Origin of the sequence: Roseimaritima sediminicola, assembly GCF_009618275.1 — a bacterium.
Classification (GTDB): Bacteria; Planctomycetota; Planctomycetia; order Pirellulales; family Pirellulaceae; genus Roseimaritima; species Roseimaritima sediminicola.
Window position 1 is genome coordinate 1 of the sequence record NZ_WIAD01000005.1, and the last position, 21,075, is coordinate 21,075.

General features: G+C 63.9%; 16 protein-coding genes. 3 read left to right on the forward strand and 13 right to left on the reverse strand.

Features of this window, described 5'->3' with window-relative positions; translation table 11 throughout:
• Positions 1–365: 365 nt before the first annotated feature.
• Positions 366–1,433 (reverse strand): DUF1570 domain-containing protein, encoded by a 1,068-nt coding sequence (locus tag GE027_RS04365; RefSeq protein ID WP_153555968.1) that lies wholly within the window; start codon positions 1,431–1,433, stop codon positions 366–368.
• Positions 1,434–1,594: 161 nt separating this feature from the next.
• On the opposite strand from GE027_RS04365, the gene GE027_RS04375 reads away from it, so the two are divergent.
• Positions 1,595–2,947, forward strand: a complete 1,353-nt coding sequence (locus GE027_RS04375) for a hypothetical protein (RefSeq protein ID WP_202617328.1) — start codon at positions 1,595–1,597, stop codon at positions 2,945–2,947.
• Between the two features lie 257 nt (positions 2,948–3,204).
• On the opposite strand, the gene GE027_RS04380 is transcribed toward GE027_RS04375, so the two are convergent.
• The 3 genes from GE027_RS04380 to rpsT all read right to left on the reverse strand — a co-directional run bounded on the left by GE027_RS04380 (position 3,205) and on the right by rpsT (position 5,321).
• Complete coding sequence (locus GE027_RS04380) at positions 3,205–4,293, reverse strand: protein arginine kinase (protein WP_153555969.1); 1,089 nt, start codon at positions 4,291–4,293, stop codon at positions 3,205–3,207.
• A gap of 2 nt (positions 4,294–4,295) precedes the next feature.
• Entirely contained in the window at positions 4,296–4,967 is a 672-nt protein-coding gene (locus GE027_RS04385) for a UvrB/UvrC motif-containing protein (protein WP_153555970.1), read from the reverse strand.
• An 81-nt stretch (positions 4,968–5,048) separates the two neighbouring features.
• Positions 5,049–5,321, reverse strand: a complete 273-nt coding sequence (gene rpsT, locus GE027_RS04390) for a 30S ribosomal protein S20 (protein WP_153555971.1) — start codon at positions 5,319–5,321, stop codon at positions 5,049–5,051.
• A 171-nt stretch (positions 5,322–5,492) separates the two neighbouring features.
• Between rpsT and cobA the strand changes: the two genes are divergently transcribed.
• Complete coding sequence (gene cobA / locus GE027_RS04395; RefSeq protein WP_153555972.1) at positions 5,493–7,019, forward strand: uroporphyrinogen-III C-methyltransferase; 1,527 nt, start codon at positions 5,493–5,495, stop codon at positions 7,017–7,019.
• A 37-nt stretch (positions 7,020–7,056) separates the two neighbouring features.
• On the forward strand, positions 7,057–8,178 hold the full coding sequence (locus GE027_RS04400; RefSeq protein ID WP_153555973.1) for an NAD(P)-binding domain-containing protein: 1,122 nt from the start codon (positions 7,057–7,059) through the stop codon (positions 8,176–8,178).
• Between the two features lie 98 nt (positions 8,179–8,276).
• Here the strand turns inward: GE027_RS04400 and GE027_RS04405 are convergent, their stop codons facing one another.
• The 9 genes from GE027_RS04405 to GE027_RS04445 form a co-directional block, all read right to left on the reverse strand.
• Positions 8,277–9,899, reverse strand: a complete 1,623-nt coding sequence (locus GE027_RS04405; RefSeq protein ID WP_153555974.1) for a zinc ribbon domain-containing protein — start codon at positions 9,897–9,899, stop codon at positions 8,277–8,279.
• A gap of 40 nt (positions 9,900–9,939) precedes the next feature.
• Complete coding sequence (gene frr, locus GE027_RS04410; protein WP_153556087.1) at positions 9,940–10,500, reverse strand: ribosome recycling factor; 561 nt, start codon at positions 10,498–10,500, stop codon at positions 9,940–9,942.
• Positions 10,501–10,541: 41 nt separating this feature from the next.
• Positions 10,542–11,309, reverse strand: coding sequence for a UMP kinase (pyrH, locus tag GE027_RS04415; protein ID WP_153555975.1), 768 nt, complete (start codon positions 11,307–11,309; stop codon positions 10,542–10,544).
• A gap of 1,228 nt (positions 11,310–12,537) precedes the next feature.
• Entirely contained in the window at positions 12,538–13,938 is a 1,401-nt protein-coding gene (locus GE027_RS04420; RefSeq protein ID WP_153555976.1) for a phytoene desaturase family protein, read from the reverse strand.
• 2 nt (positions 13,939–13,940) lie between these two features.
• Positions 13,941–14,201: an acyl carrier protein gene (locus GE027_RS04425; protein WP_153555977.1), complete on the reverse strand. Its 261-nt coding sequence runs from the start codon at positions 14,199–14,201 to the stop codon at positions 13,941–13,943.
• Positions 14,202–14,268: 67 nt separating this feature from the next.
• The gene (locus GE027_RS04430; protein WP_390621571.1) at positions 14,269–15,519 is read right to left on the reverse strand and encodes a beta-ketoacyl-[acyl-carrier-protein] synthase family protein; all 1,251 of its coding nucleotides are present in this window, start codon (positions 15,517–15,519) and stop codon (positions 14,269–14,271) included.
• Between the two features lie 657 nt (positions 15,520–16,176).
• Positions 16,177–17,181: an NAD-dependent epimerase/dehydratase family protein gene (locus tag GE027_RS04435; protein ID WP_153555979.1), complete on the reverse strand. Its 1,005-nt coding sequence runs from the start codon at positions 17,179–17,181 to the stop codon at positions 16,177–16,179.
• A gap of 18 nt (positions 17,182–17,199) precedes the next feature.
• Positions 17,200–19,110 carry an adenylate/guanylate cyclase domain-containing protein gene (locus GE027_RS04440; protein ID WP_237607265.1) on the reverse strand — a complete coding sequence of 637 codons (1,911 nt, stop codon included), beginning with the start codon at positions 19,108–19,110 and terminating at the stop codon, positions 17,200–17,202.
• 660 nt (positions 19,111–19,770) lie between these two features.
• Positions 19,771–21,063, reverse strand: a complete 1,293-nt coding sequence (locus tag GE027_RS04445; RefSeq protein ID WP_153555980.1) for a BaiN/RdsA family NAD(P)/FAD-dependent oxidoreductase — start codon at positions 21,061–21,063, stop codon at positions 19,771–19,773.
• Between the last annotated feature and the right edge of the window lie 12 nt (positions 21,064–21,075).

Consider the following 21,075-nt stretch of genomic DNA (forward strand, 5'->3'; position numbering starts at 1 on the left):
ACATCGAAGAAGCCGAATTCGGCCACCGAATCCGCTGTACGGAACAAGAGCTTCACAACCCGGTGCGGTGTCTGCAGCGAATCGCGTCAGGACTCGATATCCTGGTTCGCCCGGAGCGCTTAGCCGCGGCCAGCGAGTTTCTTCAGAGGGTGCTTCGAAAGTAAGTGTCGTTGGCAAATTGATGGCTCACCGGCCGGAGTTGTGCCAGTCAGTGAATTGCCTTCGCTCCGTGATTTGGGAACTTCCGTTCTCATACATCGAATCCGCCGGAGTCAGAAAGTCTGCAATTTGCAATCTCTATCCGCCGCGCCGTCTCTCGATCGCCTCAAGGCTCGATTCCCGCGTCCAAACTCTGGCGGGCAGGGCTACTGGGAGTCCAGGAAGCGATCGAGGTTTCGGGCGAAGCGGCCCAGGTCGGCGGCGACGTACTGGCGAAAGTCTGCTAAGCGCTGCGCGGGGGTGTAAACGCGAAACGGAGGTCGGCCCGCGGTGTGCTTCAGCAGTCGCGCAAACGCTTCGGGGCGACGCTCGGCCAAGTAGAACATCATCGCCCAGCTGAGGCAGTAGGCGTCGTCGATGCGCCGAGAATCTTGGAACAGGCTGTCGTCGACGATTAATTGTCGCAAATCTGTCGCCAGCGACTCGCTGTCCCGGTACCGCGCTCGAAAGCGTTCGAGGTGGCTCGCGCTGAGGCGGTTGCGGCCCGCCCGACCCGCCGCCTGTGACTGCATGCCCTCGGGTTCAAACAGCGTGCCGATCCCTTCGACGATCCAGCGCGGCGTTTCGTTCACGCGGCTGTGAATGCCCGTGTTGTAAGCGGTTTGATGCGCCGTTTCGTGACGCACCGTTTCGGCCACGTAATCGGCGTGGCCCTGGTCGTGCAGGATCACCCGGTTCGAGGGCAGGTGGTAGACGCCGGCGACGCGGGAGACTTGAATGCCCAGCCGAGCGAACTCGGCCTGCATCGCCGCTTGATCGGGCAGGACGACGGCGACCAGAGGGAACCGGCCTTGCCGCACGGTCGCGCCCCGGATCTGCATGTAGTGCACGAAATGCCGGTGCAGCGATTCGAACAGGCGAGGCCAGCGATCGCCGCGGCCCCGCGGCTGGACCACCAGGTAATGCGTGGTCGAAACGACTTCGAAGTCGCGCCCGTATTCTTCGCTCAACCGGGAGCGCATCTCCGCCCGCGAGGTCACGCGGAATCGCTCCTCGGTCTCGCCCAGAACCCGTGGCTGGACGCCATCGATCGTGTCGTGCAACCAACCGTCGCGGCCCAGAATCACGGTCCGCTGAGGCACACGGATCAGTTGCAGGCCCCGCTCGGGACGTTCATGTTGCTGGGAAACGGCGAATTCCACGACCGGAGGCGAGGTGGCCGCGGCGCTCGGGGCACACAGCAGGACGGTCAGGACGGTGGGCAAACGCAACATCGAGCAGGCTTTCCGGGAGAGAAGATTCGGTCCGCACTACAAAGATAGGTTAGAATCGATTCCGTCCCCGGCGCCGCGGAGAGGAGTGTCGGGGTGAGCGTCAGAAAAGCGATGGCACCTAGCCTGTTGTGCGGATTTCTCCAGCCGGGAAGTGAGCGAAAATGCGAACCTTTGCCTTGACTTGTTTGCTTTGCTGCAGCGCAGCGCTGGGAAGCTTGTTTGCGCAGCCGATCCAGCCCCCCGCTGCGGATCCTTCCGCTGCCGAAGCGGCTCCCGCGGACGAGTCGGCTCCCGCTGACGAGGCGGCTCCCGCTGACGAGGCGGACTTCGAAGCCGACGTGCGCGACCTTGTCGACCAACTGGACGCCGCTCAGTTGGTCAAGCGACAGGGCGCCGAACGCGAGTTGATCGAAAAGGGTCCTGAGGCTTTGCGGTATCTGCCCACCGAGCGCAGTTCGTTGTCGGCCGAAGCCCGGATGCGGCTCTCGCGCGTGCGACTGGCACTGGAAAAAGAGAAGGCCAGGGTCGCGACCGAAGCCGTCACGGTGCGGTTGGCCGGCGCGTCGACGCTGGGCGAGGCGCTGGAGCGAATCAGTGCGGCCAGCGGTGTGGAATTCGAACACGACGTGGCTGACAGCACGCCGGTGCAGTTGGGCAAGGTCGGCGCGTTGTCGTTTTGGCCAGCGGTGGATACGGTCTTGGACGCCGCGTCGCTGGACATCGATTTCTATGGCGGTGAAGAGGGCGTTTTGGCACTGGTGCCGCGGGCATCGCAGCGGCCGGACCGGATCGATTCAGCAGCCTATGCCGGCGTGTACCGTTTAGAGCCGACCACGGTGGTGGCTCGCCGCGTGCTGAACCGGCCCGCGCAGAGCGGTTTAAATATTGCGGTCGAGATCGCTTGGGAGCCTCGCTTGACGCCGATCGGGCTGACGCTGCCGCTGGATCAATTGCATGCCACCTTGGATAACCAGGTGACGTTGATCCCCGAGTCGGTCGAAGGCGACATCAATGTGACCAGCAACGCCGGCCTGGCTTTCTCAGAAATTCACCTGCCGCTGCAGCTGCCCGAAGGACGTCCTCACAAGATCGAAACGCTGACCGGATTGATCCGTGCGCTGATCCCGGGACCCAGCGCGACGTTCGATTTCCCGCTGGCCAAAGGTGCCGATGAAGCTCGCAACGGCGCGGTCACCGTAAAACTGGAAGCGATCCGGCCGAACGGTCCCTTGCACGAAATCCGCGTGCTGATGGCGATGGAAAACGCCGATCGTTCGCTGGAGAGTCATCGCCAGTGGGTCTTTGAGAATCCGGCTTACGTGACCGCCGCCGATGGCACGCGAAGCGAACACTTGGGGTACCAGGTCTATCGCCAGACCAGCAGCGAAGTCGGCGTGGGCTACCTGTTCGATCTGGGCGGCAAGGTCGAGGATTACTCGTTCCACTACGAAACGCCCACCGGCGTGGTCCCCAGCGAAGTCGAGTTCGTGATCACCGACGTACTGTTGCCCTAACCCTTTTCCCGTAGCTGAACGGGCTGTCGATTTATTGAGCCGTTTAGGCGATAGCCTCGGTTTGGTCACCGCAAAACCGGGGCTAACGCCCAAACGGCTCACATTAGCAATGCGTTTTCGAGTAAATCGACAGCCCGTGAAGTCGCCAGACTTTGGGGGGGCGGCCGCTGAGCGTTCTCAATGCCGTCCAAACTCTGGCGAGTTCAGCTACGCCCAAACTCTGGCGAGGAGTAGCTACGGGAGTGCAGCTACGGCGACTAGTTCAAGTCGGCCGGTCCGCCTTCGTCGCCGCTGAGGTGGCGCTGGAGATAGTTGGCTCGCTGGACGTTGCGGTCGGAGGAGCCCAGCAAGCGGCCGTGCAGTTTTTGAAGATGAGCTGGTTGGGTGTGGATGAACAGCTCGTTGATCTTCTTGACCGCGACGCTTTCGATCAGCCCCAGGTTGACGCCCATGCGAACCTTCGACAGGTAGTGCATGGTTTCTTCGCTGCTGATCTTCTTGGCCGTGCAGAGGATGCCCAGGGCGCGGCTGACGTCGTCGTGAAGGTCCTGTTCGCTCTGGTCGACCAGGAACTGGCGGGCGCGGCGTTCGTAATCGATCAACACCGGCACGACTTCGCCCACCTGTTCGACCAGTTCGGTTTCGCTCTTGCCGAGGGTGATCTGGTTGCTGACCTGATAGAAGTCGCCGGTGAACTGGCTGCCTTCGCCGTACAGGCCGCGAACCGTTACGCTGATCTTCTGCAGGCTGCGGAAGACCTTGTCGATCTGGCGGGTGATGACCAGGGCCGGCAGGTGCATCATCACGCTGACTCGCAGGCCCGTGCCCACGTTGGTCGGACAGGCGGTCAGGTAGCCGTACTTGGGATGGTAGGCGTAGGTGATCGCCCCTTCGATCAAATCATCCAGATGATTGATCTGTTCCCAAGCTTTGGTCAGGTCCAGGCCGCTGTGCATGACCTGCAGCCGCAGATGATCCTCTTCGTTGATCATCACGCTGAACTGTTCGCTGGGATCGATCGCCACGGCTCGAGCCCCTTCGGTCTCGGACAGCTCGCGGCTGATCAATTGCCGTTCGACCAGGAATTGGCGGTCGACCTCGGACAACCCGCCGACGTTGATGTAGCGGACGTCGTTCCATTCCTCCAGCTTGTTCAGCCGTGCGGCCACGGTGCGTTCGATAGCCAGCCGATCCTCTTCGCTGCAGCGGCGGATGAACGGATAATCGCTCAGATTGCGAGCCAAGCGGATGCGGCTGCTGATCACGATGTCCGATTCCGGGCCCGTGCCGCGCAACCATTCGCCACAGCGGCCGGCCAGTTCATCCAGTTTTTCGGTCGGCTGCATGATCAAGCATCCTCCGCTTGCGAAGGAGGCTCCGGCGGGTCAGAGGGTTTGGATGATTTTGGCGGTTTGGGTCGCTTGGAGGGCTTCGACGGCGAGGAAGATTTCGACGCCTTCTTCGACTGTGCCGACGGTTGGTCGGCAGCATCGGAGCCGGCCTCGTCCTTGCTCGCTTCGTCTTTGCCCGCTTCGAGGGCTCGCAGCTGGTCGCGGATCTCCGAGGCTCGCTCGTAATCCTCTCGCTCGACCGCTTCGTCCATTTCCCGTCGCAGCTGGATGGCCTGGGCCTGCAGGTCGGCGGTCGGGGCGCTGCGTTGGGGCCGTTTGCCGTGGTGTTCGAGCGAATCGTGGATATTGCTCAACAGCGGCTCGAGGTCCTTTTGGAAGTGGGTGTAGTCGTAGGGGCACCCCAGGCGGCCGGCATTGCGGAATTCGTAGAACGTGATCCCGCACACCGGGCAGGCCTTGCGATCCAGCTCCGCGAGTTCTTCCTTGGTCTGTCCCAGTTTCAGTTGTTTGGCCAGCGCACTGGCGACCGAGGCCACCGGCGTGGGTGACTCCTGGGAGAGGAACCCGCGAGCGTGCTCTTCGCACAGATGCATCACCTTGGGGCCATCCGGGTCGGTCAGTTCCGTGATATGGAACGTCGCTGGTTTTTCGCAGTGCTGGCACTTCACGGGTTGGTCTCGATAGGGAGTTCAACAAAGCGGGCGAAGCGCGGCGTGGAGGGAACCATCGAGGGCGGTTCCCCGGCGAAACTACTTCGTCGCTTTGGCTTTTTTGATCAGGTGCTGCAGGCGGCTTTTCGTGCGAGCGGCGGCATTGCGGTGAATCACGCCCTTGGCGCCGGCTCGATCGAGGTGCTTGGCAGCCACGCGAGCTTCGGTTTCGGCCGAGTCCAATTCTCCCGATTCGACCGCTTCGCGGACTTTACGGATCTGCGTGCGCATGGCACTCTTGACCGCACGGTTGGCAGCACGACGTTTTTCGTTCTGACGCAGTCGCTTCTTGGCACTAGCTGAGTTAGGCATACTGGTTGTTTAGTAGGGTAAGGCTATCTTGGTCACACTAACGAACCTCAAAGTATGCCGCTGGGCGGCGATTCTGTCCAGAGCTACCTTTTGCCGGCCAGGAAAGCTGGAGCAATTTGCCCAGCGTCCCGCGTTTAACTGTTGTATTTTACCGCCAAGGGCCCCGACAAATTGAATTCAGCTCAGGTTTATCTTATCGGTGCCGGCCCGGGTGACCCGGGACTTCTGACCCTGCGGGGGGCGGCCTGCCTCGAGGCGGCCGATGTCGTGTTGTACGACGGGCTGAGCAATGCGGCGCTGTTGTCGCACGCGCCGGCCGCCGAGCACATCTGTGTGGGCAAGCACGGCCGCAGCCGGATCTGGACGCAGGACGAAATTATCGAGGAGATGCTGCGGCACGTCCGCGCGGGCCGCATCGTCGCGCGGCTGAAAGGCGGCGATCCGGCGGTGTTTGCGCGCACGGCCGAAGAAGCCGAGGCCCTGCGCGATGCGGGAATTCGCTTTGAAATCATCCCCGGCATCACCGCCGCCCTGGCCGCTAGCAGCTACGCCGGGATCCCGGTCACGCACCGCAAACTGGCCTCGGCCGTCGCCCTGGTGACCGGGCACGAGGAACCCGGCAAGCCGAAATCGGCCCTGGACTGGGAGGCGTTGGCACGGTTTCCCGGCACGCTGGTGATCTACATGGGCGTGACCACCGTCAAAACCTGGACCCAGGCGCTGTTGGATGCCGGCAAGCCTGCCGACACGCCGGCCGCCATCCTCCGCCGCTGCAGCCTGCCGGATCAGCAGAGTTTGCACTGCCGGCTGGACGAAGTCGTGGGGCATCTGACGCCGGCCAGCAAGTTTCGGCCGCCGGTGATCGTGATCCTGGGCCCGGTAACCCAGTTGGCCGCGACCTTCGGCTGGTTCGATCTGCGACCTCTGTTTGGCCAGCGCGTGTTGGTCTGTCGACCGCAGCAGCAGGCCGAAGAGCTGGCCGAACCACTACGATCTCGTGGGGCGGAAGTGTTGTTGCAGCCGGCAATCGAAATCGCGCCCCCGGCCGATTGGGCTCCGCTGGACGAAGCGATCGGCCAGCTGACGTCCGGCGAGACGCTGGTCTTCGCCAGCCGTAACGGTGTGGAATATTTCTTCGATCGCTTGACGACACTTGGCAAGGACGCCCGGCGATTGGCGGGGGTGCGAGTTGCCGCGGTGGGGAGCCGAACGGCCGAGGCCCTCGGCCGGCGAGGCGTGCGAGCGGACGTGGTGCCGGAGCGCTTCGATGCCGAAGGCCTGGCCGAAGTGCTGGCCGGCCGCGCGGCCGGTCGGCGGTTCTGGTTGATCCGCGCCAGCCGCGGACGCGATACGCTCGATACCCTGCTGGCCGACGCCGGAGGCGAGGTTCGGCGCGTCGTCGCCTACCAGAACCGAGACGTCGCCGAGGCCGACCCGCAGCTGGCCGCTCGCCTCACAGCCGGCGAGGTGGACTGGATCGCGGTCACCAGCAGCGCGATCGCCGATTCGCTGGTCCGCCTGTTCGGTGATTCCCTGCGCAACGCCAAACTGGCCAGTATCAGTCCGACCACCACGGCCACCCTGGCTCGCCACGGTCTCGAGGCAAGCGTCGAAGCCCAGCCGTACACGATGCAGGCCCTGGTAGACGCCATCACGGAATTCCAGCAAAGCCAAAGTCAGAATTCAGATCCAAGTTAACAACGCTAGAAAAATCAATAACGCTAGAAAACCTGTTATGGATGCTTCGGTTAGCGCTTCGACACGTGTGATTATCGTCGGGGCAGGGCCCATCGGATTGGAATTGGCCGTGGCCCTGCGGCGACGCCGTATCCCGTTCGAGATCGTCGACGCCGGAGCGATCGGGCAGACGATCTCCTGGTGGGCGCCCCAGACTCGTTGGTTCAGCAGCAATGAACGCATCGCCATCGCGGGCGTGCCCTTGGTGACGCCGGATCAGGCCAAAGCCACTCGCGAACAGTACCTGGCGTACCTGCGCGGCGTCGTCGCCCAGTTCGATATCCCGGTGCGTACCTATCAACGCGTGGTCGACATCCAGCGGCGTGAGTCGGACGGGCAGGGTGGCCCGGACGGCGAGACTCGCTTTCGCGTGATCACCGAAGGCCGCGGCACGCGCACCGCGCTGGACTGCCAGAACGTCGTCCTGGCCTGTGGCGGCACGGATCGGCCACGCCGCTTGGGGGTCCCCGGCGAAGACCTGCCGCACGTCGACGGCTACCTGCGCGAGCCGCACCGCTATGTGGGCCGGCGGGTCTTGATCGTGGGCGGGCGAAACAGTGCGGTCGAAGCGGCCCTGCGTCTGCATCACGCCGGGGCCGAGGTCAGCCTCAGCTATCGCGGCGCGACGCTGCCCGAGGACGGGATCAAGTACTGGTTGTTGCCCGAGATCCGGGGCCTGTGCGCGGCCGGCCGAATCCGCGCTTACTTCGGCACCCGGCCCGCCGCCATCCACGGCGACCACGTGGTGTTGGAACCGGTAAAGGGGCACGGATCGGTCGGCGAAAGCGGAGCCGAAGCGGCGACGCAGCGCGTGGCGGTGGACGACGTGCTGAAGTTGATCGGTTACGAGCAGGACAAGCGGCTGTTCGAGATGGCGGGGGTTGAATTGATCGAGGACAGCCTCCGGCCGCAGATCGACGAGCAAACGATGCAGAGCAACGCGGCCGGCATCTACGTCGCCGGCACCGCGGTGGCGGGTTCGCAGAGCAGCCGCTACAAGATTTTTCTGGAGAACTGCCACGAGCACGTGGATCGCATCGTGGCGGATCTAACGGGCCAAACGGTCCGTCATCAGGACGCCCGGTTCGCCGCCGAAATCGCCGCCCAGCCCGAGAGTTGAATCCGTGGCAGAGTAGCTCGGCTGTCCCAGCCGAGAGGGAGTTTTTCACGGCTGAAACAGCCGTGCTACTTTCACAGGCTGGAAGCCTATGCCACTGGTTAGGCTTTGTCCGGTGGCGGGGCGTTGACCGTGTGGCCGATCGCGTAGGCCAGGCGGCCGATCATCGAAAAGTACACGAACAACGCGGCGATCGTGGCAAAGTAGACCATCACCACGGCCATCAGCGGCGGCATCATGAAACACACGATGTAGAAGAAGAACATGCCGAAGAACAGCACGCCCGAGGTCAGGTACAGCACGCCCCACTGGTCCTGACAGCGCGTGATGCTCTTGGTCACGTCGGCCGAGAACGGCGTGAACACGCTGTCCGAATCCAAGATCGAAATCAACACATAGGGAAACATCAGGAACAGCGAGAACATCGTGATCATCACCGTGATCGGATGCAGGCCGAATACCAAGCCGCCCACGATCGCGGGCGGGCCGATGCAGATCGCCGCGGCGGTCCCCACCACGGCCAGTTCGTTGAACCATTCGGTCGGATCCATGTAGGGCCAGCTCTTCACGCTGCGGGCATTGTTCGAAACCGACTCCATGATCGAAAACCCGCAGGAGAACACGAACGACCAGAAGAGCAAGTTCAGCAGGGCGGTCGGAATGACACCGACGAAGGCCAGGATCACCGAAGCGGCACCCACGGCCGTGCCCAGGATCGACAGCAACAACCAGTGTATGGGGACCTGGGGGTCCAAGAAGATTTTGAAAACGCCGATCGCCCAGTTGCGAACGTCCGGGTTCTCGTAATCGTCCTCTTCTTCGCTGTCCGCCTCCTCGGCTTCTCGCAAGTATTCCTCGGCGCGCTTGCGATAGGGCAGCTCGTACTGCGGCGCCTCTTCGCCGGCGTCGCTGAAGTCGAAGACTTCGGCCTTCTCCAGATCCGGGCGATACACCGATTTGGGTTTCGGCGGGGCCGGGACCGTGATCTTGGTAAAGCAATCGTGGCACTTGACCTGTTTGCCAACCTGGTCGCGGCGGGCGTAGGTGATCGAGCCGCAGATCGGACAATTCACGCGGAACTCGTCGGGGCCTTCCTCGGCGGTCGCGGCCAAGGGAGCGGCCGGCGGCGGGGTCGCGTCGGCGGCCGGCAGATCGGGCAGGGTAGGGAAGTCACCGCCGAACAGATCGAAGTCGCCGCCGCCGGATTCGCCGCTGGGAAAGTCGCCGCTGGGAAAGTCGCCATCGGGAAAGTCAGCAGCCGGAAAATCGCCATCGGGAAAGTCGCTGCTGGGACCTGGGCCCATCGGTGCGGCGGCCGAGGGGCCTCGAGGCGGAGCACTGGCGGCCGAACCGGTCGATGCCGGCTTGCTCGCAGCTGATGCCGGTTTGCTCGCAGCTGGTGCCCGTTTGTTCGCACCTGGTGACGGTTTTCGCGCAGGTGGTGACGGTTTTCTTGCAGACGGGGACGGGGCCGCGGATTTGCCTGCCCCGGGCGGCTTTGCTGCAGCGGCGTCCTGCTTGTCCTGTGGGCCAGCCGCCGGCGGCAGGGGCTGGTCGAGGTTCAGCCAGTCGTCGTCATCGTTGCGGGCGGCGGCCACGCCGGGGACTTTGAAGTCCGCCGAACAGCGAGGGCAGCGCACCCGTTGGCCGACCGCAGAGGTCCGCACGCGCACGCTGCCCTGACACTTGGGGCAATTCAGCCGTAACGTTTCAGTCTCGCTCAATGCCTGGCTCGCCAACGGTTAGGCGGCCACCGAACTCGCCCTACTGTTCAAGAACTTCGGCTTCCCTCGCCTTGGCTGCTTCGGTGACCTGGGCTTCGTATTTCTTGGTCAGCTCTTGAACGTCTTCTTTCAGTTTATCTCGATCGTCTTCGGAGAGGGTTTTTTCTTTTTCCGCCGCATCGGCGGCTTTGTTGGCATCGCGGCGGATGTTACGGATCGAGATCTTGGCGTCTTCGGCCAGTTCCTTGATTCGGGCGACCATTTTTTTGCGAACTTCGGTCGACAGCGGGGGGACGTTCAGGCGGATCAGCCGCCCATCGCTTTGCGGGTTCAGGCCCAGGTCGCCGGCGACGATCGCTTTCTCGATCTCTTTGATCGTGCCGGTATCGTAGGGCCGGATCACGATCTGCTGGGGTTCGGGCGTGCCGATCGAGGCCAATTGTTTCAGCGGGGTCTGCGACCCATAGACTTCGACGCGCAGCGAATCGACCAGTCCCGCGTTGGCTCGGCCCGTGCGGATTCCGGCCAGGTTCTGCGTCAGAACGTTGACGGCTTTCTCCATCCGTTCTTCGGAATCCATCAGGATTTCATCGGTGGACATCGACATAGGTGTCTTCCTTCTATTGACCAGAGGGTGGTGAATTACTGAGCGGGTTTGGGGCCGATCCAGGTACCGACGCTCTCGCCGGCAACCGCTTTGACGATATTGCCGGTTTTGTTGAAATTGAATACCAGGATCGGCGTGCCGTGTTCGCGGCACAGGGCGATCGCGGTCGCATCCATGACGCGGAGATTCTTCTCGATGACTTCCGCATAGTCCAGCGTTTCGTACATCACCGCGTGCGGGTTTTTCTCGGGGTCTTCGCTGTACACGCCATCGACCCGGGTGGCTTTGAGGACGACATCGGCGTTCAATTCTAACGCACGCTGGGCCGCTGCGGTGTCGGTCGTGACGAAGGGGCTGCCGATGCCGGCGGCCAGGATCACCACCCGCCCCTTGCTCAGATGCCGATCGGCGCGGCGGCGGATGAACCGTTCGCAGATCGTGTCCATGCTGAGCGCCGACATCACCCGCGTCTGGCAACCGGCCGCTTCCAGGGCGTCCTGCAGGGCCAGGGCGTTGATCGTCGTGGCCAGCATGCCCATGTAGTGTGCGGTGGCTTCCTGGACGCTGTTGGTGCGTCCCGAGAACTGGGCGCCGCGAAGGATATTGCCGCCGCCGATCACCACGGCGATCTCGCAGCCGCTGTCCATCGCGGCGCGGATCTGAGAAGCGATCTGCGCGACCTCGTCGCCGCTGATCCCGCGGTCGCCCGCCGCCGAAAGGGTCTCGCCGCTGAGCTTCAGGACGACGCGGCGGTATCGCAGTGGAAGCGGGCTCGAAGGATCCGAATCAGCCGACTGGGACATGTGGGGCTCGGGCAGCAGGGGAGAACTGGCAAGGAACGAAGGGTCGGCCGGTATGTTAAGCCAAACGCCCAGCCGCTCCCAGGTCCCACCCCCGATCGTACCAGCCGCCGGGACGCGAGGGTACGGTTCCTGCAGGCCCGCCAGGAAGAACCGTGGGCTAGTGCCCAATGCCACTTCCTTTGTAGCGGAACGGCGCGAGCCGTCCGGTTTTGCGGTGCGAACCTTCACACACCGGGCGGCTTGCGCCGCTCCGCTAACGCTTCAATCGCAAGCGATGGTGAAAGTAGATGGCATTGGGCTTGCGCCCTGCGGCTGATGTGTCTATTAGCCGCTGGCGCGCTAGCGTCCGGTTCTGTGCTCTGGCGCCTGCCGCAACGCGCTGAATCGCGAAGCGATGGCAGTTGATAGCCTCGGATGCCAATCCGAGGTAGGAGCCCCCCAAGATACGTCGGGAGTCGCGGAGCGACGGCAGTCGTTTGTGCTCGTGCCTTACAGCGTCCATCGAAGAATTGCGTCGCGCAAGCCAAAGGTCGTCGCTTCGCGACTATCCATGGGGTGGGGTGTGGCCGACCTGGGATTAGCATCCCAGGCTATCGACGGTCGTTGCTTCGCAACTGGCGATTCTCTTGCGATCCCCCAATAGTAGCTCGGCTGTCCTCAGCCGAGTCACGATCGAACCGTGGGCTAGCGTCCGGTTCTGTGGTCTGTCGCCTGCCGCAACGCGCTGAATCGCGAAGCGATGGCGGTTGATAGCCTCGGATGCCAATCCGAGGTAGGAGCCCCCCAAGATACGTCGGGAGTCGCGGAGCGACGGCAGTCGTTTGTGCCCGTGCCTTACAGCGTCCATCGAAGAATTGCGTCGCGCAAGCCAAAGGTCGTCGCTTCGCGACTATCCATGGGGTGGGGTGTGGCCGACCTGGGATTAGCATCCCAGGCTATCGACGGTCGTTGCTTCGCAACTGGCGATCCTCTTGCGAGCCCCCAATAGTAGCTCGGCTGTCCTCAGCCGAGTCACGATCGAACCGTGGGCTAGCGTCCAATGCCACTTCCTTTGTAGCGGAACGGCGCGAGCCGTCCGGTTTTGCGGTGCGAACCTTCACACACCGGGCGGCTTGCGCCGCTCCGCTAACGCTTCAATCGCAAGCGATGGTGAAAGTAGATGGCATTGGGCTCGCGCCCTGCGGCTGATCGAACCGAGGGCTTGCGCCCTGCGGCTAATAACCGGGGGCTACTCCATCGGGCGCAGGCAATACCGATTGGCCATGCTGATTCCGGAAACGATCGCGCCGACGATGCCCACGAAACCCTGGTCGGTGCCGCATAGGTACAGGTTGTCGACGTGGGTGGTGCCGTCGAGTTGCTTCTCCGGTGCTCCGTAGACGGCGCCGTTGTCGTGCCAGGTGAAGCGGCGGATGGTTTTGGGCGTGAACACGTCGGCATCGATTACGTGCCGCCGGAAGTCCGGCATGAAGCGAATCGCCGACTCGATCGCCGCGTCCTGCTGGACCACCTTTTCGGCCCGGTACGCTTTGTCCGACAGCGCGCACCAACGGTCGTGGTCGGCCAGGGTGGTGATGCGAATGATGCCGTCGGGCAGGCTGCCTTCGTCCGGCGCGTAGGCATAGTTGTTGGGCGAGCAGACGACGCCGGTGCGGACATCGCACAGCCCGGTTTCGGGCCGCTGCCAGTGAAACCGCTCGCTGTCGTTGTAGAACAGGATCGTGCGATCGAAGCCCAGTTGCTGGGGTTGTTTGTCGAGGATCGAAATCGATTCGATAAAGGACAGCTGCCCCGCTTTGGCGACTTCCGCCTCGGTGATGTCGTCGCACAGCCGCAAGGTTTCGATCGCGCCGGCCGAAGACAGGATTCGGCGGCCCTCCAGTTCGGTGCCATCGTCCAGGACGACGCCGGTGGCGTGGCCATCTTCGACGTGGATCCGCGAGACACCGCTGCGGAGTTTCAGTTCGCCGCCCAGGCCGCGGAACTTGCGAACCAGGTTTTTCAAGATCAGCCGCACGCCCTTGAACGGCCGGGCGAACCCTTCCAGGTAGCAGGCGCGGAACATGATGCAGAACTGGCCAAAGTCCATGTCGTTCTGCCGCGCATTGCCGTACCACATCAGCGGGCACAGCAGCATTTCCACCAGCAACGGTTCGCTGATGCATTCGGCCAAGACCTCCCGCGAGGAACGCAGAAAGTCCGGGTTGTCGCCGTCGAGGTCGTCGTAATCCAGCAGGCGGCCGACCACGCGGTCGTAACCGTCGACCTGATCCGGGAAGTGTTCGGCGATCTCGCTGCGGAGCAGTTCGGCGTCGTTGCCGAACTGCAGCGAGACGCCGGGGAAGCGGATCTCCGAACCGAGCTGTTCGGCCAGTTGAAAATCGTCCCACCGCAGCCGCAGTTGACGCAGCAGTTTCGGCAGCGGGCCGGTCTTGGTGCCTTTGCGCGAAAAGTTCGTCATCGCATGCAAGCCGACGTCGTAGTCGCGGCCGTTCATGCGATAGAACGAGTTGAGGCCTCCGATCGTGTAGTGGCGCTCGAGGATGCAGACGCGTTGGTCGAAGTGAGCCAGCCGGATTCCGGCCGCCAACCCGCTCATCCCCGCGCCGATGATGATCGTGTCGTACATCGTCAGTTCTTGACGATGTCACGCATCTTGGGTTCCAGGTAGGCAACCGTGCTGGCCATGCTGGCCAGTTGCGGATAATCCTCCTCGGGGACCTGGACGCGGTGCCGCTTGCGCAGTTCCATCACGATGTCCAGGAAGTCCATGCTGTCCAGTTCCAGCTGGTCGCGGAACGATTTCTCGTCGTCCAGGTCGCCCAGGTCTTCATCGGGAGCGATGTCTTCGAGAATGTCGATGATCTCTTCGCGAATTTCGTCGTTGGTCATTGTGTTTGTGCCGCGTCTCAGAAAACGCGTTACTGGTTCAAGGGGAAAGGGAAACGGGTGTTGAACATTAATAACGGCGGATGATGACGACCGAATTGATCCCCAGCATGCCGAACGAATTGTTCAGGATGTATTCGACCCCGCCAAGCTCCTGCGGCTCGTTCAGGACCAGTCCGTCGAGGGCGCAGTCGGGATCCAGATTGTCGACGTTGATCGTCGGATGGCAAACCCCATCCTTGAAGGCGGGCAGGTTGCCGGCCAATTCCAGAGCTCCGGCCGCGCCCATCGCGTGCCCGATGTAGCTCTTGGTGTTGTTGAAGTGGACACGTTTGCAGCCGGCAAACACTTCCCGCAGGGCCTGGCATTCCTGGGCGTCGCCGCTGGTGGTGCCCGTGGCATGGGTGCTGACGATGTCCATCTGGCCGGCCTCGAGCCCGGCTCGCCGCAGGGCCAAGCGCACGCACTGGGCTTGCCGCTCGGGGTTGGGCAGCACGAAGTCGGTGGCGTCGGTGTTGATCGCGTATCCGACCAGTTCGCCGTAGATCTCCGCGCCGCGCGCCTTGGCATCGCTCAGCCGTTCCAGGACGTACACACAGCCGCCTTCGGCCACGACGATCCCGTTGCGCTCCGTGTCGAACGGCCGCGACGCCTCGGCCGGGTTGTCGTGCACGGCCAACGCACCCTGGCTGTTGAAGCTGGCGAAGATGCCAAAGGTGTGGATCGATTCGCTGGTTCCCCCGGCCAGGGCCACGTCGCATTCGTCCAGCCGCAGCATCTGGGCGCCCTGGATCAAGCCCGCGTTGCCGGCGGCACAGGCGGCCCCGATCGTGTAGTGCGGCCCGGTGATGCCCATGTTCAGAGCGATCTCGCCGGCGGGGTTGTTGGCCACGGTGCGGGGGTTGTGGTGGTGCGACCAGTAGTCCGTGTTGTAGTCGTAACCCTTGATCTCGTGGATCTCGTTTTCGGTTTCGACGTTGCCGTGTTCGGTGACGCCGATATAGATCCCGACCCGCGAGCGATCGACGTTGTCCCAGTCCAGGCCGCTGTGCCCGACCGCTTCGCCGGCGGCGTAAACCCCGACGCTGCCGGCTCGAGTCCCGCGGCGGATCTCTTTGCGAGTCTGGTACTTGCGCGTGTCGTAGTCGCAGATTCCGGCCAGGGTCTTGCCGAAATAACGGATCTCATACGGCTGCACGCCACTGCGGCCTTCCAGCAGCGCAGCGCGATACGACGCCCAGTCGTTGCCGTTGGGGGCCGTCAATCCGACGCCCGTAATCACGACTCGTTGTTGGTCCGGCAATTGGTGCGACGAGGGCAGGGACGAAGGATCCGGTGCGATCACAGGGACCTTTGGAGGGGAAAGAAAGGAAAGCTGCGAGCCAAAAAAACCAAAAACAATCAGCCGCAAAGCTACAAGGTTTATACCGAATTGACAACCAGCAGGCGCGCAGCCGCAGTCGGGCCGCCGGAGACACGCCCGTAAGGCGATAGAGAGCGGAGCGGGAGAGGGAACGGAGCGGGAGATTGCAAATTGCACACTGCAAATTTCAAATTTCAAATTTGCAGTGTTCAATTTGCAATTTGCAATCCCCGCCCTCGCCAGGAGGTTGGATCTGAAATCTGCCGGCTCTAACGGATTCTATGGTTGGGAACGAATGTTCCCAAATCGCGGAGCGATTGATTGTGGTAGCCCCAAAGCGCGAGCCCGGGGAAACCGGAATGAACGTAAGCGAAAGCCCTGGAAGGGCGACATGAAGGATCGCATCAGATTTCATGCCGTCCCTCTGGGACTGGCGCGCGGTTGTGGGGGCGGCACCCCAGGCTCGCGCCTGGGGCTACCACATGTCGCCACTGCCGTGGCTGCTGCGCCCCGAGCTTCGCACGCCATGCATAGATTCCGCCGGAGTCAGCAAATCTCAAATCTAGCACCGTCCGAACTCGCCACTCGCCACTAACAACCATCAACCATCAACCATCAACCAACCCCCCCCTCCCACGCTTTCCGCAGCCGCTCGAGGCCTTCGGCGTTGCTGACCGCCGGCTGGTACCCCAGCCTTTGGCGGGCGGCGGAGATGTCGAAGTAGTGGTCCTTGGCCAGCTGGGCTGCTAGGAAACGCGTCATCGGCGGCTCGCTCTTGCGCCCCGTGGCCCGGTACAGGCCTTCTAGGACCGCGCCCGCTCGCCACGCCGCGGCGAAACCGATCCGCCGGCGCGGTGGTTCGACGCCGGCCGCTTGCAGCACGTCGGCGATCCATTTCCAGCAGGGCACCGGTTCGTCCTGGGTAATGAAATAGGCGCGTCCGCCCGCCGGGCTGTTCGCATCTTCGTCCAACCGGTCCAGGGCGCAGAGGTGAGCGGCTGCGGCGTTTTCCACGTGCACCGTGTCGATCCGGTTTTGCCCATCGCCGACGATGCGCAGCCGCCCCGAACGAGCGCGGGCGATCAGCCGTGGGAAGAGATGCGGGTCCTGTTCGCCCCAAATCAAATGCGGACGCAGCGAAGCGGTTTGCAGCGAGCCCGGCCGATGAGCCGCCAGGACCGCTTGTTCGCCCAGCGCTTTGGTGTGCGGGTAATGGCACAGCCACCGAGTCGGGTAGGGGGCCGATTCATCGATGCCCGATTGATCCTGGCCATCGAACGTCACGCTGGGGCTGCTCGTATAGACCAACGCCTTAACGCCCTCGGCCTCGCAGCCGCGGAGCACGTTCTCGGTGCCCAGCGTGTTGATCTCGTAGTACGACTTCCAGCTGCCCCACACCCCGGCCTTGGCGGCCGTGTGCACGACGGCGTCGACGCCGCGGCAAGCCTCCCGCACGGTGGTCGCATCGCGAACGTCACCCTGGTGCAGCTGCATCCCGGCGTCGGTCAGCTGTGGGTACTCGCGGCGGCCCAGCCCACGAACGCTGTCGCCGCGGCGGAGCAGTTGACGGACGATTTCCGAGCCGAGGAAGCCACCGCATCCGGTTACCAATACATGCATTGTAGGATTGTCTCGTCGCTAGTTTTTAGGCAGATCGATCACGCCGTCCCAGCCCGGCGGAGCGACGCGGCCGTGACGAGCGATCGTGGCGGTTAGGAAATCCTTGGCACGATCGGCCGTGGGCACTTCGTGCAGGGCGGCGAACGCTTCGTCCCAGCGGCCCAGGATCAGGGCATCCAGCGCGGCTTCGTACTGCCCCAGATCCTCGTCGCTCAGCGGCGACTGAGGCCCGGCCGGCGGCAGCAATTGGCAGACGTCGATGGCCGACTGGAAGCCTGCCGGGCGCACGCGCAGCAAGCGGCGGACGCGAGCGACCGTGGGCGGGACGCTGTGGCGGACAAACGTGGCGGTCGGTTCGTCGATCAGGATCTCGGCGGCCAGGGGACGCGTCATGCCTTCCAGCCGGCTGGCCAGGTTCACCACCGGTCCGAACGCCGTCACCTTGACCTGGTCGATCGTGCCGATGCGGCCGGCTACGGCGCGGCCCGTGGCGATGCCGATCCCGCAGCGAAACCCGCTCATCGGGCGATTGGCCCCGGTCGCCGCGGTGAGGAATTCATCGTTGATCGCCAGCGCCGCCCGGCAAGCTCGTCCCGGGGCGTCGGCCTGGTCCAGCGGCCAACCCCAAAAGCCCATCGCCGCGTCGCCGTGGAAGTCGCCGACCACGCCGTCGCGGTCCAGGATGTGCCGCGTCATCACGCCCAGAGCTTCGCTGACGCGCGTCAGCAGGTCCAGCAGCTGGTCCGACGCCTGTTCGCTGCGGCGCGAGAAACCGCGGAGGTCGCAGAACAGCACCGACACGTCGGCCTCACGCGGCTCGAGCACTTCGTCGGCGTCGCGGGTCGCCAGGGCGTCCATCACGACCGGAGCGAAGAACCGCCGCAGCCCGGCTTGCCGCCGCTGCAGCGAACGGACTTGGCGCAAGTTGCCCAGCGTCGTGGCGACCAGTTCGGTGAATTTGACGTCGTCCTGCAGATCGGTCGGGGCGGCTTGCAGCGATTGTTCCAGCCGCACCCCACCGTGCACGCCCAGCTGTCCCGTCACGTACAGGGCCCAGCCGCGACAGGCGTCCGAGGGGATCGGCACACAGAACGCCCAGTCGACATCTTCGCTGGCCGTGTAAGCGGTCCCGGCCGGGGCGTCGTCCTTTCGCGAGCGGCCGCTCCACAGGTGCAGCACGCTCTCGCCCGCACGCACCGCTCGGCGAGCCAACCGCGCACTGGGGCTCGGGCCCGGCCGGTCGGCCAGTCGCGTGTCGTAGTGCAGCACCCGCACCTCGTCTCCGGCGGTCGAAGACACATCGTCTTGGTCGCTCTTTGATTCGTCCCCGTCATCCGGGGCGTTTGGGGGTGTCGTCGGCGGGGCCGTCTTATTCTGGACGACCTGCAGAATGGCCACGGCCGAGGCATCCGGCGTGGCCTGCAGCAGCACGCCGGCGACCCGCACCAACAATTCGTTGTCGTTGCTGCTGCCGGCGATCAAGTCGGGAAGCCGGCCCAGCACATCGATTCGGCGGGGCGCATCGCGGAAGCCTTGTCGCCGCAGCATCGCGCGGTCGTACGCGTGTTCGGTGACGCCCACGGCATCGTCGGAATCGGAGCTGACGGCCGGCCGGTTGGCCAGGGTGAACGTGGTGCGTCCGATGACAAAATGTTCGCCGGCAGCCAGCACAAAACGGTCGCTGCGTTGGCCGAAGTGAAAGATCGGATTGCGGCCCGAAGGCAGCCGCTGGACCAGCACGCGGCCATCGCTTTGCAGCGTCACTCGCGCGTGCTCGCGCGAGATCCGGTCATCCCATTCGACCTGCCAGGTACCTTCGACGCGGCCGATGCAAACGCTGGGCGCAGGCCCATCGCCATCGCCACCAGCGGGCAGCGTCCGCCGCCACCGGTCGCTCATCCGAGGCCCCTGGGCGATCAAGTCAGGCATCGAGTCAGCCGGCAAAGAAGAGAAGAATGACGAGACAGCCGCGGTATTGTAACGGCAGACGGCCAAGGGCAAACGGAGGGAGAGGGAAGCGTGGGTTGGTTGTTGGTTGTTGGTTGTTGGTTGTTGGTTGTTGGTTGTTGGTTGTTGGTTGTTGGTTGTTGGTTGTTGGTTGATGGTTGATGGTTGATGGTTGATGGTTGATGAGCCCCGTAGCTGAACTCGCCAGAGTTTGGTTGTTCGTGGCGAGTGGCGAGTGGCGAGTGGCGAGTGGCGAGTGGCGAGTGGCGAGTTGCGAGTTGCGAGTTGCGAGTTGCGAGTTGCGAGTTGCGAGTTCGGATGGTGCTCGATTTGAGATTTTCAGATTTCCTAACTCTACCGGATTCTATGTACGCGAATTTTCATTCGTAACTCGTGTTTTAGTCCCGCAGGGACGGCAGGATGTAGCCACGGGCGCGAGGTGCGTGGTACGAGAACGACACGATTACGCTAGTCCCGAAGGGACGACAGGAGATGCATTCCTGTCGTCCCTTCGGGACTAAATGCCGTTGGGGGCACCCATACCATGGGCTGACGCCCATGGCTACATTCTGTCGCCACTGGCGTGGCTGCTGCGACCGAGCTTCGCACGCCATACATAGATTCCGTTAGAATCAGCAGATTTCAGATTTCCATCTCCCCCGCGGCGCTGCCGGCGACGTGGCCGGTGCTGAAGGCGCTTTGGAAGTTGTAGCCGCCGATCCAGCCGTCCAGGTCCAGGATCTCGCCGGCGATGTATAAACCCGGCACCAGGCGGCTCTGCATCGTCCGCGGATCCACCTCGCTCAGCCGCACGCCGCCGGCGGTGACTTCGGCTTTCTCAAATCCGCGCGAACCGTGCACGTGCAGCTCGCAGCGCTTGACGCTCTCGACCAATCGCCGCAGCGCCGCGTCGCTGTGGCCGGCCAGCGGCTGAGCGGCCGCGTCGCCAGCGGCTTGCTGGACCAGCTCGGCGGCCAGTCGCCGCGGCAGCCGCTGGGCGAGCAGTCCGGCGACGTTCTGCCCGCCGGCTCGCTGCCGCTGGGCGGTGAGCCAGTCGAGCAACTGTCCGTCGCTGGTGTCCGGCAAGAAGTCGGCACGCAGCCGCCGCTGCTCGGGACCTTTCGGGATGGTCAGTTCGCGGCTGACGTCCATCACGGCCGGGCCGGAGAAGCCTTGGTGGGTGAACAGGAATCCGCCCCGGCGCAGGCACTCGGGTTTGGCTTTGCGGCGAGCTTTCTTGGCCGTCGCTCCGGCCGCTTCCGGCCGCTGCCAGACGCCCAGCTGGACGTCGTCCAGGGTGACGCCGCTGAGCTGCCGGGACCAGGCCGCGCCGCCGGTCAGCGGTACCAGGGCCGGGCGCGTCGGTTCGATCGTGTGTCCGAGCCGCTCCAGCCAGCCGTAGCCGTCGCCGGTGGTGCCGCAGCCGGGCCAGCTGCGGCCGCCGGAGGTGACGATCACGCGGCGGGCCGACAGCGGTCCGGCGGCCGTATCGAGCCGGAAGCCGTCCGCGCACCGATGCAGCTCGCGCACGCCGGCTTCGGTTCGCAGGCGAACGCCGCGGCGCAGCACGTCGGCGAGCAGGGCATCGCGAACCTCGACCGCGCGGTCATTCTGCGGAAACACCTTGCCGGTCGCTTCGACTTTCGTTGCCACGCCCAGCCGGTTGAACATCGCCACGGTGTCGCGAGGCGTTAACTCCTGGAGGGCCTGACGCAGGAATCGCCCGGGGCGTCCGAAGGCTGCGAGGATGCCTTCGGCGTCGCAGTCGTGGGTCAGATTGCAGCGCGTGCCGCCGCTCATCAGGATTTTGGCACCCGTTTTGCGGTTCTTCTCCAGCAGCACGATTCGCCGGCCGTCGGCTCGCTCGGCGGCTCGGGCTGCCGCCACCAAACCGGCCGCTCCGGCCCCCACGATCGCGATGTCGAAATCCGGCAAAAAAGTGTCCCG

Bases quoted from the DNA above. Each gene is read 5' to 3' on its own strand.
- GE027_RS04365 (WP_153555968.1), bottom strand. From the start codon at position 1,433: ATGTTGCGTTTGCCCACCGTCCTGACCGTCCTGCTGTGTGCCCCGAGC.
- GE027_RS04375 (WP_202617328.1), top strand. From the start codon at position 1,595: ATGCGAACCTTTGCCTTGACTTGTTTGCTTTGCTGCAGCGCAGCGCTG.
- GE027_RS04380 (WP_153555969.1), bottom strand. From the start codon at position 4,293: ATGCAGCCGACCGAAAAACTGGATGAACTGGCCGGCCGCTGTGGCGAA.
- rpsT (WP_153555971.1), bottom strand. From the start codon at position 5,321: ATGCCTAACTCAGCTAGTGCCAAGAAGCGACTGCGTCAGAACGAAAAA.
- GE027_RS04400 (WP_153555973.1), top strand. From the start codon at position 7,057: ATGGATGCTTCGGTTAGCGCTTCGACACGTGTGATTATCGTCGGGGCA.
- frr (WP_153556087.1), bottom strand. From the start codon at position 10,500: ATGTCCACCGATGAAATCCTGATGGATTCCGAAGAACGGATGGAGAAA.
- pyrH (WP_153555975.1), bottom strand. From the start codon at position 11,309: ATGTCCCAGTCGGCTGATTCGGATCCTTCGAGCCCGCTTCCACTGCGA.
- GE027_RS04420 (WP_153555976.1), bottom strand. From the start codon at position 13,938: ATGTACGACACGATCATCATCGGCGCGGGGATGAGCGGGTTGGCGGCC.
- GE027_RS04425 (WP_153555977.1), bottom strand. From the start codon at position 14,201: ATGACCAACGACGAAATTCGCGAAGAGATCATCGACATTCTCGAAGAC.
- GE027_RS04435 (WP_153555979.1), bottom strand. From the start codon at position 17,181: ATGCATGTATTGGTAACCGGATGCGGTGGCTTCCTCGGCTCGGAAATC.
- GE027_RS04440 (WP_237607265.1), bottom strand. From the start codon at position 19,110: ATGCCTGACTTGATCGCCCAGGGGCCTCGGATGAGCGACCGGTGGCGG.